This window comes from Gemmiger qucibialis (assembly GCF_027689445.1).
GTDB classification, from domain to species: Bacteria; Bacillota; Clostridia; order Oscillospirales; family Ruminococcaceae; genus Gemmiger; species Gemmiger qucibialis.
Genome location: NZ_JAQFEN010000005.1, coordinates 172,789 through 186,127, shown reverse-complemented (window position 1 = coordinate 186,127; position 13,339 = coordinate 172,789). Strand labels below are relative to the sequence as shown.

Annotated in this window: 8 protein-coding genes and 1 pseudogene; 1 reads left to right on the top strand and 8 read right to left on the bottom strand. The window is 51.9% G+C overall.

Going from position 1 to position 13,339, the window contains the following annotated elements; all coding sequences use genetic code 11:
• Positions 1-11 precede the first annotated feature (11 nt).
• The 7 genes from PG062_RS09765 to PG062_RS09735 form a co-directional block, all read right to left on the bottom strand.
• Positions 12-1,289, bottom strand: a complete 1,278-nt coding sequence (locus PG062_RS09765) for an MFS transporter (protein ID WP_270752143.1) — start codon at positions 1,287-1,289, stop codon at positions 12-14.
• A 3-nt stretch (positions 1,290-1,292) separates the two neighbouring features.
• Positions 1,293-3,140, bottom strand: a complete 1,848-nt coding sequence (locus tag PG062_RS09760; protein ID WP_270752182.1) for a glycoside hydrolase family 20 zincin-like fold domain-containing protein — start codon at positions 3,138-3,140, stop codon at positions 1,293-1,295.
• Between the two features lie 77 nt (positions 3,141-3,217).
• Positions 3,218-6,319 (bottom strand): alpha-mannosidase, encoded by a 3,102-nt coding sequence (locus PG062_RS09755; RefSeq protein ID WP_333559406.1) that lies wholly within the window; start codon positions 6,317-6,319, stop codon positions 3,218-3,220.
• A gap of 148 nt (positions 6,320-6,467) precedes the next feature.
• The gene (locus tag PG062_RS09750; protein ID WP_270752142.1) at positions 6,468-7,457 is read right to left on the bottom strand and encodes a glycoside hydrolase family 130 protein; all 990 of its coding nucleotides are present in this window, start codon (positions 7,455-7,457) and stop codon (positions 6,468-6,470) included.
• A gap of 104 nt (positions 7,458-7,561) precedes the next feature.
• Positions 7,562-9,058: an ABC transporter substrate-binding protein gene (locus tag PG062_RS09745; protein WP_270752141.1), complete on the bottom strand. Its 1,497-nt coding sequence runs from the start codon at positions 9,056-9,058 to the stop codon at positions 7,562-7,564.
• A 146-nt stretch (positions 9,059-9,204) separates the two neighbouring features.
• Complete coding sequence (locus PG062_RS09740; RefSeq protein ID WP_270752140.1) at positions 9,205-10,170, bottom strand: carbohydrate ABC transporter permease; 966 nt, start codon at positions 10,168-10,170, stop codon at positions 9,205-9,207.
• A gap of 18 nt (positions 10,171-10,188) precedes the next feature.
• Positions 10,189-11,160 carry an ABC transporter permease gene (locus tag PG062_RS09735; RefSeq protein WP_270752139.1) on the bottom strand — a complete coding sequence of 324 codons (972 nt, stop codon included), beginning with the start codon at positions 11,158-11,160 and terminating at the stop codon, positions 10,189-10,191.
• A 325-nt stretch (positions 11,161-11,485) separates the two neighbouring features.
• Here PG062_RS09735 and PG062_RS09730 point away from each other — a divergent pair, with 325 nt between their 5' ends.
• On the top strand, positions 11,486-12,556 hold the full coding sequence (locus PG062_RS09730) for a LacI family DNA-binding transcriptional regulator (RefSeq protein ID WP_113999103.1): 1,071 nt from the start codon (positions 11,486-11,488) through the stop codon (positions 12,554-12,556).
• A 101-nt stretch (positions 12,557-12,657) separates the two neighbouring features.
• On the opposite strand, the pseudogene PG062_RS09725 reads toward PG062_RS09730, so the two are convergent.
• Positions 12,658-12,807, bottom strand: a pseudogene (locus PG062_RS09725) (IS3 family transposase); the annotation flags it as partial.
• Positions 12,808-13,339 lie beyond the last annotated feature (532 nt).

Sequence of the window (13,339 nt, the reverse complement as noted above, 5' to 3'; positions counted from 1 at the left end):
TTTTTCTCCCTTTATGTTACAGAGGGCAATTTTCGCCCATTTATAATCAGGTTGGCAAAACCGCCGATGCCTGCCACAAAAAACAGCAGCGAAATTGAGCTGTCCCCCATAGATTTTTCCAGCATGGGCTGGATGGCGGTTCCCACTGCGGCCGATGTGCAGGTGGCAATGCTGCTCATGGCAGCCGTTACGCCAAAGTAAGCGGTTTTGCCGCTTTCAGGACTCAATGCAAATTGCAGGTTTGTGCTTGCCAGTGATGCGCCGCCTGCACAGCCCGCCGCAACGACAATCAGAACCGGCGCAACCAAATGTGCAAAGGAAGGGCGCACAAAGGACCAGCTCAGCGTGCAGGAAAGATTCAGGAATGCAGTAAGCCAAATAACGCAGTTCCACGCAGTGCGGTCGGCCAGCCGCCCCCACACCCAGCTGCCTGCCATGCCCACAACAGCGGACACGACACCCACCGATGTGATGAAGGTGTGGCTGAGCCCCAGCACCCGCAGCTCATACACGGAAAGGAACGGAGAAGCAAAGCCGCCAGTCAGCCCGCCGATGATGCAGTAAAAAAGCAATGGACGGTAAGCAGGGTCGCGCACTGGGCGCAGAATATCCGCCGGGCGCATTTTGGAGGTGAATTTTACCGGGTTCTCTCTTACCGAAGCAAGCAGAACGGCATCCACCACAGTAAGCGACAGGCTGACAATACCGATGATAAGAAAGCCGGTATAGCCCTGCCCCTGTTCCAGATAATAATCCAGTACGCGACCAAGTGCAAGTGTTGCCGCGCTGGAAACGCAGGTTCCGATAATGCTCTTGACGGCGTAGAACTGACCGCGCCCGCCTTGGGGGGCGATGCCCAAAACCATGTGTTCCAGCCCCGGCGTAACAAGCCCCGCAGAGAAAAAGCCGATGGTATAAAGCACCAGCACCACAGCGCGGGCATGACCGGGGTCCGGCAGAGCCAGCGGTATCAGCAGGATGCTGCTGACCGAAAGCCGGAACACCACGCACATAAGCCATATAGCCAGTTTGCGGTGGTGCATCCGTTCAAACACAAAGGGCGAGATAAACTGCAGTACGCACCCGAAAGACGGTATCATGGCCGCTGCGGCGCATAAGGATACGGACGCCCCAAGGCTGCTCAAATACCCGGCCAGAAAGTTGCCGGTGGCAACGGCATAAATCACGCCGGCCACTGCGCCTTCGGCAATAATCCGGTAGCGACCCATTTCCAGTTCATTTTCGGTCGGTGTATGCGCAGGAAAAAACAGCTGATAAAGCCAGCCCATGGCTTACCTCCCGGCAGGCGCCTCCACGGTTCCGTAAGCGCGTCCGCGGAGAAGATCCGCGTAACGGCAGATTAGGTTTGTCAGAACCGACAGGCTGCTTTCTTTGCTGACCTGACGCCACTGCGCACGGTAGCGCTGCAGCCAGTCTTCCAACGCAGCTGCCATGGCATCTGCTTCGGGGCCGTGCGGGCAGCCTGCATTGAGCCATGCGCCAATACGGTTCCACAGCACAATGATGTCTGCCGTCTGGCAGAGTACCTGTACAATCTGCTTTTTGCCGGCAGGAAGGTTTACCGCAGCTGCAAGGATATCTGCCTTTGCCTTTTCTACGGCGCGGTTGGCATCGTCAATCCTTGTAAAGTCCACCTCGGAAAGGATCTCGGCGCGGGTTTTCTCATCACATTCTATCCAGTTGACGGTATTCCGCCAGTCAAAAACTTCATAATCCTGCAGCTTTGCCATCAGACCGGCAAATTGCCCGGTGGTATCGCCGTAATACAGGCGGGAAACCGCTTCGTTCAGCTCGTCAAATTCCACAGGCTCTGCATTCCAACCGAACGCTGCGCCGTACAGGATGCCCGGAATCGTCAGGCGCGGGTCATTGACATGACCATAATCGCCCCAGTCCGTGTTCAAAAGGCCGATGGCGTTGTACTTGTGTGCATGGTGGCACATGGTACGGATATTCATGTAAGAATTGTACATCAGAGGCATCCAACGGTTCCAGCCACAGACGCCGGGGCAGGCGTACTGCGTAATCCCGCTGGCGGCAATATCCCGGATCTCATTTTCCCGCTGATGCGGCAGATAGCCCCAGTTCAGGCAGATGGTTTCCTTGGGCAGCTCGGCACAGCTTTCCGGGAAGCGCCACATGATGTCCCCCCAGAACTGCGGTGTTACCCCCTGCGCAACAAGATATTCGCACAGCGCCTTCACATGGCTGAGATACAGGCTGCGCTCGCTCTGCTCCTCGGCGAGTGCCTTGCTGCGCCCCTTGCCCAAATCGAACGTTTCGTCATCACAGATATTGAATTTGCTGCTGCGGAAAAGCGGGCGGTATTCGTCAATCAGCCCTTTTACAAACCCCAGCGCATCGGGATTGGATACGTTCAGGGTATGGTGATTCCCTGCATAGGTATAACTGAACGGAATCTTTTCCGAGTCAGGCAGCTCGCAGAGGTCGCAACAGGTTTTTGTGCTGAGAATACGGTACATATGCCCGAAGGTAGACAAGGAAGGAACGAGTTCAATGTGCCGGGCTGCGCAGTAATCATCCAGCTCCATGATCTCCTGCGCGGTCAGCGGCGTATCCTCACGCCATGCTTCGCTCAGGTCACGGAAAAGATAGGTGTGCTCAATATAAAGCTGCCATTGGTTGATCTTGTAGCGGCAGAGAATATCTGCCACCTGTTTCAGGTAGTCCAGCTTCGGGACACGTCCGCGGGAGCAGTCCTGATAATAGCCTCTGTTGGCAAGATCGGGCCAGTCCTCAATTTCCAGTGCGGGCAGTACGGCTCCGTGCTGTTCAATATACTGGCACAGTGTCTGCACACCGTTGCAGAGTGCTTCATCGCTGCCGGCTTTCAGCGTGATGCATTCCGGCATAATGCTCAGCGTGTAACGGTTTTGCGGCAGGGCGGTATCCACCGTAAGTACGGCGTCACCTGCCCGGGGCTTACCGCGGGTGAACGGCACTTCCAGCCCGGCGTACTCCCGCAGGCAGCCCTGCAGCATCTGTGCATAAAGCAACGCGGCGGGTTCGGTCTGCCACAGGGTGATTCGGCTCTGATTGTCCAGCATATGAACCCCTGCAGGGTGTTCGATCTTATGTGGATTCGGAATAAACTCCATCATCATTTCCTCCAAAAAAAGGCACGGGCGGCGGGCGCATTGCCAACCGCCCGTGCAGAATGTTCGGACTTTGTTATTTAACGGATACGAATTGTCTTGATTTCATACGGCTTTACCGTAAAGGTAATCTTGCCGTCTTTGACTTCAACCGGCTCGCCGTCGGGCTGTTCCAGACAGTTGCAGCTTTCTGCCGCATGGAAGGGAAGGTTCCAGTCCAGGGTGACATTTGTCAGGCTGTTCTCGCACTCATACATACGCACAATGGCACCATCGCCATCCTCGGCGCGTTTGATGGTTTCCAGCACCACATTGGGTGCATCCAGTCCGGCAAGGCTGAAGCTTTCGCCCGGCTTTCCGCCCTGCACAGCCAACGCGGGCTGGTTCAGGAAGAACGCCTGCGGCACCGTGCCGGCCGCCTGCCATTTTTCGGCGTGCGGATAAATGGCATATGTGAAGTGGTGAACTTCCTGATCCGTGGTAGGATTCGGTTCAATACCAGACTTGATCAAGGTCAGCCCAATCACAGAATCTCTGACAGAGTGGCCGTACTTGCAGTCGTTCAGCATACTGACGCCGTAATGTCCTTCGCTCAGATCCATCCACTTCTGACCGCAGCTTTCAAAGCGCGCACGATCCCAGCTGGTGTTGGCGTGCGTCTTGCGGGTCAGGTTGCCATACTGAATTTCAAACGTAGCTTCGTCAGTATGGACATTTACCGGGAAGTGGACCTTCAGCAGGCTCTGGTGTTCATGCCAGTCCACGGTTGTAACAAACTCAATCCGGCGCTGCTTTGCATAGAAATGGATATCCTGCACCAGGGTGGAGTTGCTGTAATTGCGTTCGATGTGCAGTGTGGCGCGCACGGGACCGTTCTCCGTCCATGTGAAGTCCTGCAGGTCGGTGACATCCCAGAACTTTTCGGTATAGAAAATATCGATATCCCAGTTGTCATAATAGATGGGCTTATCCTCATATACGCGGAAGAGGTTGCCTGCCTGACCGGGCTTGAGCACTTCGCGGCGGTTCTCTTTGTCAAAGATGCCGGTCATCTGACCGTGTTCATCAAAGGTGACAGTATAGAACGGGGTGTCAATCTTATGTCCATCGGTCGCAATTTCAAAAGGCGCAGCCGAAACCTGTGCCGGTACGACCGCAAACGTTTTGCTGCCCTTGGCAGGCAGGTTGTTCAGGAACGCCACGGCACCATCGGCTGTTTTTTGTACGGGATAGATATTGCCGGCTTCGTCCTGCAAAGCCTCTGCCTTGCAATCACCCAGTTCAACCACATCGCTGCGGACAAAGCCGGTAGTGTTGTACACGGTAATGCCTTCCCCGGCGGGGGTCAGTGCATCCAGGCGCTCCTCGCGCAGTGCCGTGATTTCGGCTTCCATCTCGGCATACTCTTTTTTGGTGACTTCGTATACTTCGTGGATGGAGGAACCGGGCAGAATATCATGGAACTGATTGATGAGGATTCCATGCCACAGCTTGTCGATTTCTGCCTCTGGGTATGCGACCTTGGCTTGTGCCAGCAGGCTGAGCAGTTCCAAGTCCATCATGTGCAGCTCAATCTTACGGTTGGAACGCTTGTTGCGCGCCATGGAGGTGTATGTGCCGCGGTGATACTCAAAGTAGAGTTCACCTTCCCATGTGGGCAGGCGGCGGTTGTCCTTCACACGCTCAGCCAGCTCATCAAAGTAGGTGCGTGCAAATGCCTGACGCACTTTGGGCAGTCCCTCGATGCCCTTTTCCATACGGGTGGAGGTTTCCAGCATGGCGCGGGTCGGACCGCCGCCGCCGTCACCGTAACCGTAGGAAATCAGGATATCATTGTTGATGTCCTTCTGCTGGTAGCGGTGCCAGCCGCCGATCAGCGCATCGGGATGCAGGATGCCGTTGTAAGTCGTGAAGAAGTCGTTCTCGCTCTGACCGACCCCTAGCGTTGTAACAAGGTGGGTCAGGATTTCGGTGCCGTCAATGCCGCGCCACTTAAAGGTGTCGTAAGGCATTTTGTTGAACTGGTTCCACGCCAGCTTTGTGGTCATGAAATAATCAATGCCGCACTTTGCCATGATCTGAGGCAGCGCGCCCGAATAGCCGAATACGTCCGGCAGCCAGAGAATGCGGTTATCCACACCGAATTCTTCCTTGAAGAAACGCTTGCCGTACAGGAACTGGCGCACCAGGCTTTCGCCGCTGGTCAGGTTGCAGTCTGCTTCAACCCACATACCGCCTTCCGGTTCCCAGCGTCCCTCTGCCACGCGCTGTTTGATCTGCTCATACAGTTCGGGGTAGCGCTGCTTCAGGAAGTAATACAGCTGCGGCTGGCTGGACATAAATTTATAATCAGGGTATTCATCCATCAGTTTCAGCACAGTTGCAAAGCTGCGGCAGACCTTTTCCCGGGTCTGTGCCACAGTCCACCACCACGCCACGTCAATGTGCGTGTGACCAATGCAGCTTGCAATGACTTCCTCATGACCGGCAAGGTCGGTATAAAGCGCTTTTGCCAGATACCGGCGGGCAGCAGCAATGCTCTGATAGAAACTCTCGTTATAAGGTGTGCGCAAATCAATCAGATTGACAGCCTCGTTCAGCACGCTTTCCAGATCACGGCGGGCTTTGCCGTCCTCTTCCAACCGGGGAAAAGCCTCCAGCGGCACAACCATATCGTAGTAAAGACCCTCAATTTCGGGGTCGATTTCCCGCAGATCTACAATCAGGTTGAATTCGGTATGCAGGATTCCGGTGTAGGACTGCAATTCCAGACGGTACTTTTGACCGCCCTTGGCGCAGCGGTCCAGCAGGATGTCGCGGTGGTTCATATCCACGCCCTGTGTCACCTTGCCGTCCACAAACAGCAGGAACTGCGGGTTTTTGGCATCGTCCCACTCATCAATCTGGGTGCAGACGTGCATCCACAGCGGTTTTCCGTCCATTTCCTGCGGCACAGCCACATCCGCGCGGAACCAGTAATGCTTGTCCGGTCCGTACCAATGCATGGTGCGGCTGTCAAAGGGTTCAAACGGTGCAGGGTCTGCATCGGCATCTTCCGGGCGCAGGAAGTTGCCCGGCTTTATGAGCCAGTCGCTCGTTTCAAACTTCTGTTTTACAGAAAGCTTTTTCAGCTCATTGCAGATACCTGTGACGCGCTTGTCAAGAAAATCAATGGTGCGCATAGGTCTTTCCTTTCCCTCATAACGAGGCTTCCAGCAATTCAAAGCTGGCTGTTTTTTGCATTTTTGTTTGCGTTAGTGGAACGTATCTACACCGAAATCGTAGTATCAGCAAAATGTTATCCTGTGGCATCTCTTTGCCCCTTTAACATCAGAAAGAGTTCTTCTTGATATAGTCCAATACACGATCCACAGTGGTGAACGCCAGACCGGTCACGGTATCGGCACAGCCGTAGTACATCGCAATACGACCGGTCGCGGCATCCGTCAGGGTGGCGCAGGGGAAGGTTACGTTCGGCACGTCGCCTACACACTCATACAGCTCATGAGGAGCCAGCAGGTAATCCTTGCCGCGGTATTTTACCTTCCACGGCTCGTCAATATCCAGCAGAGCAGCACCAATGCGGTATACATAGCCGTTGCAGGTGTTGATAACACCATGGTAAATCAGCAGCCAGCCCTCATCGGTTTCAATGGGGATGGGGCCGGGGCCAATTTTCATGCTCTGCCATGCAGATTCATCGCCTTTTACAGCACCCATCATAAAGCGGTGGCGTCCCCAGTATACCATATCCTCGCTCTGGCTGACAAAAATATCGCCGAAGGGGGTATGCCCGGTATCGCTCGGGCGGCTCATCATCATGTAGCGCCCCTGAATCTTGCGCGGGAAAAGGACACCGTTACGGTTGTACGGCAGGAAGGCATTTTCCAGCTGGTGGAATGTCTTGAAGTCATCCGTCCACGCAATGCCGATGGTGGGTCCGTGGTAGCCGTTGCACCAGGTCACATAGTATTTGCCGTCCATATAGCATACACGGGGGTCATAGCGGTATTCACGGGTTGTGACCTCCGGGTCGTCCCCTACCAGATGAATCGGGGTATCCTCAATATCCCAGTGCAGACCGTCCTTGCTGAAGCCTGCGAAAATATCCATGCTGATGGACAGGCTGTCGCAGCGGAATACGCCGGCAAAGCCATCCTTGAAAGGCACAACGGCGCTGTTGAACACGCTGTTGGAACGGGTGTTGCCGTCACGACCGATGATGGGGTTTGCATCATAGCGCCAGAAAGGGGTGCGGGTGTTTGCAGGCGGTTCCTGCCACGGAATATTGGGCAGTGCGCTGCCGATGATTTTAGCCATACTTGATTCTCCTTGTGTACTTAAAATAAATCGGGAGCGGGAACTCAGCGTTCCGCTCCCGAAGGTTTCCCTGCCTGCAGGGATAGTATTTGGATTTTTAAAGATTACTTATTGGTAGCCATGAAAGCGTCAACCTGGCTCTGTGCCTCAGCAACGATCTTGTCAAAGCCGGCAGCGCGCAGTTCTTGCATCATCTGGGGAACCATAACTTCGGGATCAGCCGTACCGGTCAGCAGCTCGCCCTTGTAACGCTCTGCAATCTGGATGCAGTTTGCCAGTTCATCAGCGATGGGGGTGGTGTCGAGAGTGAAACCAAGCAGGACAGAAGGCTCAGCCTTTTCGTTCAGCTCTTTAACTTCGTCGAACTGGTTGAAATCGAAATCGTCGGTCGGGGTGATAGCGAAGAAGCTGCCCTGGGTGTAACCTGCCATAGACCAATCCGCGTTGTTCTTATGGACGAAGGTTTTGCTGTCATCGGTGTAATCCCAGTTGTCGCCCTGAACGCCGTAGTAGAACAGGTCACGGACGTAGGTGTCGGTGTTTACCAGCTGCAGGAATTCCAGTGCCTTTTCGGGATGTGCGCAGTTAGCGGAGATGCAGTTCAGAGAGCCGCGGACAGTTTCATTGGAGACGATGGTCGGGCCCCACTTCTGGGCAACGCACTCAACGCCGAGCTGCGGACCCCAGGAAGTGATTGCCGCACCGGACCAGCCCTGTGCAATGGAGCAAGCCTTGTAGTTTGCATCTTCGGGACGGGTTGCAGCGTCAGAGTTGATGATACCTTCGTTGTACCACTCATGGAAGGTTTTCAGAATCTGCTTGACGTCATCCTGCTCAACAGTAGCAACAACCTTACCCTCGCTGTCATCATAGCGCACACCCAGGGGATACAGACCGGCGCCAAGCTGGTCATACATATAGGACTGGTAGCCGCCGCCGTTTTTGTTCAGAGGGAAGGAAGCCTCGCCGTCAGTGTCCTTGATAGCCTTCAGGGGCGCAGTCAGTTCATCCAGATCGGTGATGCCCAGCTCCTTGGTATAGTCATAGCCGGCAGCCTCGATCTTTGCCTTATCCCAGACAACGTACTCGCTCTGAGAAGAATCCTTGTAGGTAGGCACACCATAAACACGTCCGCCCACTTCGCAGGCTTTCCAATAATCTTCCGGAACGGAAGCGTACAGTTCAGGAGCCGCTTCCTTGACCATATCGGTGATATCCAGGAAAGCACCGGTATTGACGTCGTTGTTATAGGTGTTGACGTTGGTGAACAGGATGTCGTATTCACCGCTGGTGTTCACAATAACATTGCGGCGGGTGTCCCAGTCGCCCCAGGAGATAACCTCCATGTCAATGTTGACGCCGATCTTATCTTCCAGATACGGGTTAATCTGTGCCAGCCATGCATCGTAGTTAGAAGGCATGCCAGAACCAACGGCCACCCACTTCAGGGTAACGACTTCATTGGAAGGAGTAGCCGTAGAGGTGCTGCTGCCATCGGTGCTGGTGGAGGCAGAAGTAGAGGAACTGCCGCCGCAGGCTGCCATGCTGAGGGCCATGGAACCGGCCATGCCCAGCGCAAGCACTTTGTTGAACTTTTTCATCTGTTTTTCTCCTTTGCTTGTGTAAAGTTGTGTATCTTCATTCCCCTTATAGGGGAACAGAACCAAATGTGGTGGGAAAATTGAATGGGCCTATTTGTTAGCATCGATGTTCTTATACAGTGTTTTTCTTTTTCAGAGTCTTTCTCTTAGCCCTTAACCGCACCAACCGTCAGACCGGAAATAAAGTACTTCTGGAAGAACGGATACGCGCACGCAATGGGAATGACGATAATGATTGCGATTGCCATACGAACGGATTCGGACGGCATCGAGTTACGGTACTGCTGCAGACTCAGACCTGCGCTGGGGTTATTGGCGATGTACTCCAGGTTCTTCATCATGTTGTTCAGCAGTGCCTGCAAGGATACCAGCTTGGAATCCGAAATATACAGGGCAGACTGGAACCAGTCATTCCAGTAGCCAAACGTCAGGAACAGTGCAATGGTGGCAAATACTGGCTTGGAGATGGGCACCACAATACGCCAGAAAATTTTCATCTGGGATGCGCCGTCAATCTTTGCCGACTCAATGATGGAATCCGGTACCGTTGTTCGGAAGAAGGTCTTGCAGATAATAACATTGAAGCTGCTCATCGCCAGCGGCAGAATCAGACACCAGATGGTGTTGTTCAAACGCAGCATATTGGCAACAACCACATAGTTTGCAACCATGCCGCCATTGAAAATCATCGGGATGAACACCATCCAAGTGAAGAAGCCTTTGAGTTTATAGTTCGGGCGGGAAAGCACATAGCCAATCATTGTGGTCAGCAGCACACCCAGCACCGTACCCATAACCGTGACCACCACGGAAATTATGAGTGAATTAAAAATCGTTCCGCGTTCATTCCAAAGGAACGTGTACGCCGCCGTGGAATATGTATCCGGGAAAAGCCTGTACCCGTACTTTGTGATAGAATCCGTGGAGGAAACGGAAATCATAAAGACGTAGAACACCGGAAACAGACAGACGAAGGAAAGCAGTACAAACAGAATGTTAAAGCAGGCATTCGTTGTTGGCTTAATCTGGTTTAAGCGGAACTTCGCACGAGCTTCCTCTTTTTCCAGCTTTTTTTCTTCGGCCTTTATCTTATGCTTTTCTGCCAGAGTCATTTGTGTGTTCTCCCTTCATCAAATAATCGCGCTTTCTTCATCAATCTTGGAAACGATGAAGTTGGCAACCAGAACGGTCGCGCAGCAGCATGCAGCCTGGAACAAACCTGCGGCAGCAGTTCTGCCGATTGTCACATTGCTCTGCAAAGCCTGGTAGACATAGGTGTCAAATGTGCTGGCAACGTTGTACAGTGAGTTGGGAACACCCTGCGTAACCTGATAGAACAAGCCGAAATCGGAATAGAAGATGTGGCCGACATTCAGAATGAACATCATAACGATGATGGGTTTCAGTGCCGGCAGTGTAATATATTTGGTCTGCTGCCACTTGGTCGCGCCGTCCAGCGTTGCCGCCTCGTACAGCGTACTGTCAATGCCGGTAATACTTGCAAGGTAGACAACCATATTATAGCCCATGGATTTCCAGACCTGCATGAAAGTCAAAATCAGCGGCCACCATTTTGGCTGAGAATACCACATGATTTTATCGCCGCCAAGAGCCTGAATAATGGTGTTCATCAGGCCTTTGTCAGGGTTCAGAAAAGCGTAGACAAAGTAGCTGACAACAACCCACGAAAGGAAGTACGGGAAGAACATCATCGTCTGGTATGCTTTAGAAGCAATGCGGCTGTAAATCTGATTGATAAGCACAGCCAATGTAACCGGAATTACAATGTTCAATACGATAAATAAGATGTTATATAACAGCGTATTGCGCAGCAGCATGGCAAAGGTGTTGCTGGTAAGGAAAAATTTGAAGTTGTCAAACCCTGCCCAGTCGCTGTGGAACAAGCTGTAAAGGAAGCTCTTTCCCGGAGTGATCTTGAAGTTTTTGAAGGCGATAATCAGACCGAACATGGGCAGGTAGCAAAAGACTGCGTACCAGATGGCTGCCGGAAGCCCCAGCAATGTCAGCTCCGTGTCATCACGCGTCCAACGTTTGCGGCGTGGCTTCGTTGAAGCTGAAACTGCCGACTTATCCTTTTTCATAGAATGTGCCCCTTTCTTTCGGCGAACCAATTGTTAACAACCGTCAACAGTTCATGTTAACTCACCGTTAGCTTTACAGTCAACTTTTGTTGCTTTTATTAACCCAATATTAACATTTGCTTTTGTGTCTGTCAATCGTCGTTTTGCACAAATTGCGCATCGTTTTATTGTATTCGTGTATTTTAACGGATTTCGCCCTATCTTTCTGTGCATAATAGCCAACATTTTCAACATTGAGCATTAGCAAAAGTTAACATTTAGTGTTGCCTTTCTCTTGTGATTGTGCTATACTTTCTATAAACTAAAAAAACGGAGGCTTTCTTTCATGAGCAAACCAACCATGCAGGATATTGCCGATGCTCTTTCTGTTTCCAGAATCACCGTATGGAAAGCGCTAAGCAACCGTCCCGGCGTTTCGGATTCTATGCGTGCCCAAATCCATCAAAAAGCCACCGAGATGGGCTATTTCCACACTCCCTCTCAGGATACCACTGCGACCGTCTCTGCTCAACTGCCTCCCCACACACGCACCGTAGCGGTAGCCGTGTGCCGACCGGAGTCCTCTCTTTTCTGGATGCAGATTATCCATCAGATTGCCAAAGATCTTTCCGAGCATAATGTCAACCTCATGTACACATATCTTCCCACAAATTACAAAGCGGGCTATGTGTTGCCGGAGCCTTTGACAAACGGTACAGTAGATGGTGTCATTGTACTGAACACGTACTCTGCGCCCTTGCTGCGGCTGTTATCCTCTTTACCTATACCAAAGGTTTTTCTGGACACGGTTCCTTCTGTCCCCTATAACCAGTTACATGGGGATCTGCTCATTATTGAGGGTCGCGACCTTATCCGGCAGATTACAAGCAATCTGCTCCGTCATGGATGCCGAAAGCTCAGTTTCATAGGCGATGTAGAATATGCCCAGACAAACAAAGAACGCTACGAGGGATTTCTGGATGCGCTGCATGAGCATGGGATCATTCCAAACCCCAGTCTTTACCTTACCGGGTCATTGGGTCTTCGTACCCATTATGAGGAAATCAGTCACTTTCTGGACTTTTTGCCAACCATGCCGGACGGTATCGTCTGTGCCAGCGACTATATTGCTCATTTCATCCAGCGTTATCTTGAAGAAAAAGGGATAGACCCTGAAGGACGTATCGTACTGACGGGCTTTGACAACAACAGCGAATATTTGAACGTTGCCGACCGTATTACAACAGTCGATGTAAAGCCGAAAACCATCGGTTCTCGCTTGGCCGCCAAGATTCTTTTTGTGATAGAACACCCGAAAGCGGCGCCCGAAGTCAGTTACGTTTCTTCCGAAGTGCTTTACCGCGGCGTGCTGGCATCCGATCCAAAAGCTTCAAATCCTGACGAGTCTATTCTATAAAGCAATCAGCTACATGGTTTTTTCACCAAATAAATAGCAGGACATCCGCGGTTTTGAGGTGATCCCAAAAAGTCAGGGCCATATTTTGAAGTAAAAATTGTTCAAGCAGCCGAAAGGGCTTGTTGTCTGTGAATTGCAGGCGGCAAGCCCTTTTGTTTTGCTCTGATTCTGCGGTTGTTGTAGTAATCCAGATATTCGACGAGTTCCTGTTTGAAGTGCTCCATGGACTGAAATTTTTCCAGATATATAAGCAGATTGATATATGCCTACCGGCTGGCAGCTCTTGTCAGCCCCTGTAGCATAGAACGACGGAGAGCCTTCCGGCGTTTGGCGTATGCCATCCAAATGGACAAGAACACAATGGTTTTTGCTTTCCAAATAGATGATGTCACGTTCTTCCTTTTCGTAGTCCGCCAGTATCCCTCTGATGGCTCTCTTTACTTTTTCCTCCTTGCCAGGAATTGCCTTCAAGTACTGCGTCCAAAGGGAACGTGCCGTTTCCCAATAGAGAATATCCCGTACAATGAGAGTGTACCTCGGATCATGTTCAACAAGCGGGAACCGATTATATCCGCAGGATAAACTGCACACTACACTATTGTGGGAATTGCAGTAATTGGGAAAAACAATGCAGTCGAAAGAACTATCTCTGCTGGCATCCAGCAACTGTTCCATATTCCAAAACTCATAAATACGACTGATACGGTCTGAAAGTCCTTTATCATGGTACAATATCGTCTTTATCGCTTCGATAGCAATCCCTTTCGGGTCACAAACTGCGAT

Excerpts from the sequence above, each read along its gene's own strand:
- PG062_RS09760 (WP_270752182.1), bottom strand. The coding sequence starts at position 3,140 with ATGGAGTTTATTCCGAATCCACATAAGATCGAACACCCTGCAGGGGTT.
- PG062_RS09735 (WP_270752139.1), bottom strand. The coding sequence starts at position 11,160 with ATGAAAAAGGATAAGTCGGCAGTTTCAGCTTCAACGAAGCCACGCCGC.
- PG062_RS09755 (WP_333559406.1), bottom strand. The coding sequence starts at position 6,319 with ATGCGCACCATTGATTTTCTTGACAAGCGCGTCACAGGTATCTGCAAT.
- PG062_RS09730 (WP_113999103.1), top strand. The coding sequence starts at position 11,486 with ATGAGCAAACCAACCATGCAGGATATTGCCGATGCTCTTTCTGTTTCC.
- PG062_RS09765 (WP_270752143.1), bottom strand. The coding sequence starts at position 1,289 with ATGGGCTGGCTTTATCAGCTGTTTTTTCCTGCGCATACACCGACCGAA.
- PG062_RS09740 (WP_270752140.1), bottom strand. The coding sequence starts at position 10,170 with ATGACTCTGGCAGAAAAGCATAAGATAAAGGCCGAAGAAAAAAAGCTG.
- PG062_RS09750 (WP_270752142.1), bottom strand. The coding sequence starts at position 7,457 with ATGGCTAAAATCATCGGCAGCGCACTGCCCAATATTCCGTGGCAGGAA.
- PG062_RS09745 (WP_270752141.1), bottom strand. The coding sequence starts at position 9,058 with ATGAAAAAGTTCAACAAAGTGCTTGCGCTGGGCATGGCCGGTTCCATG.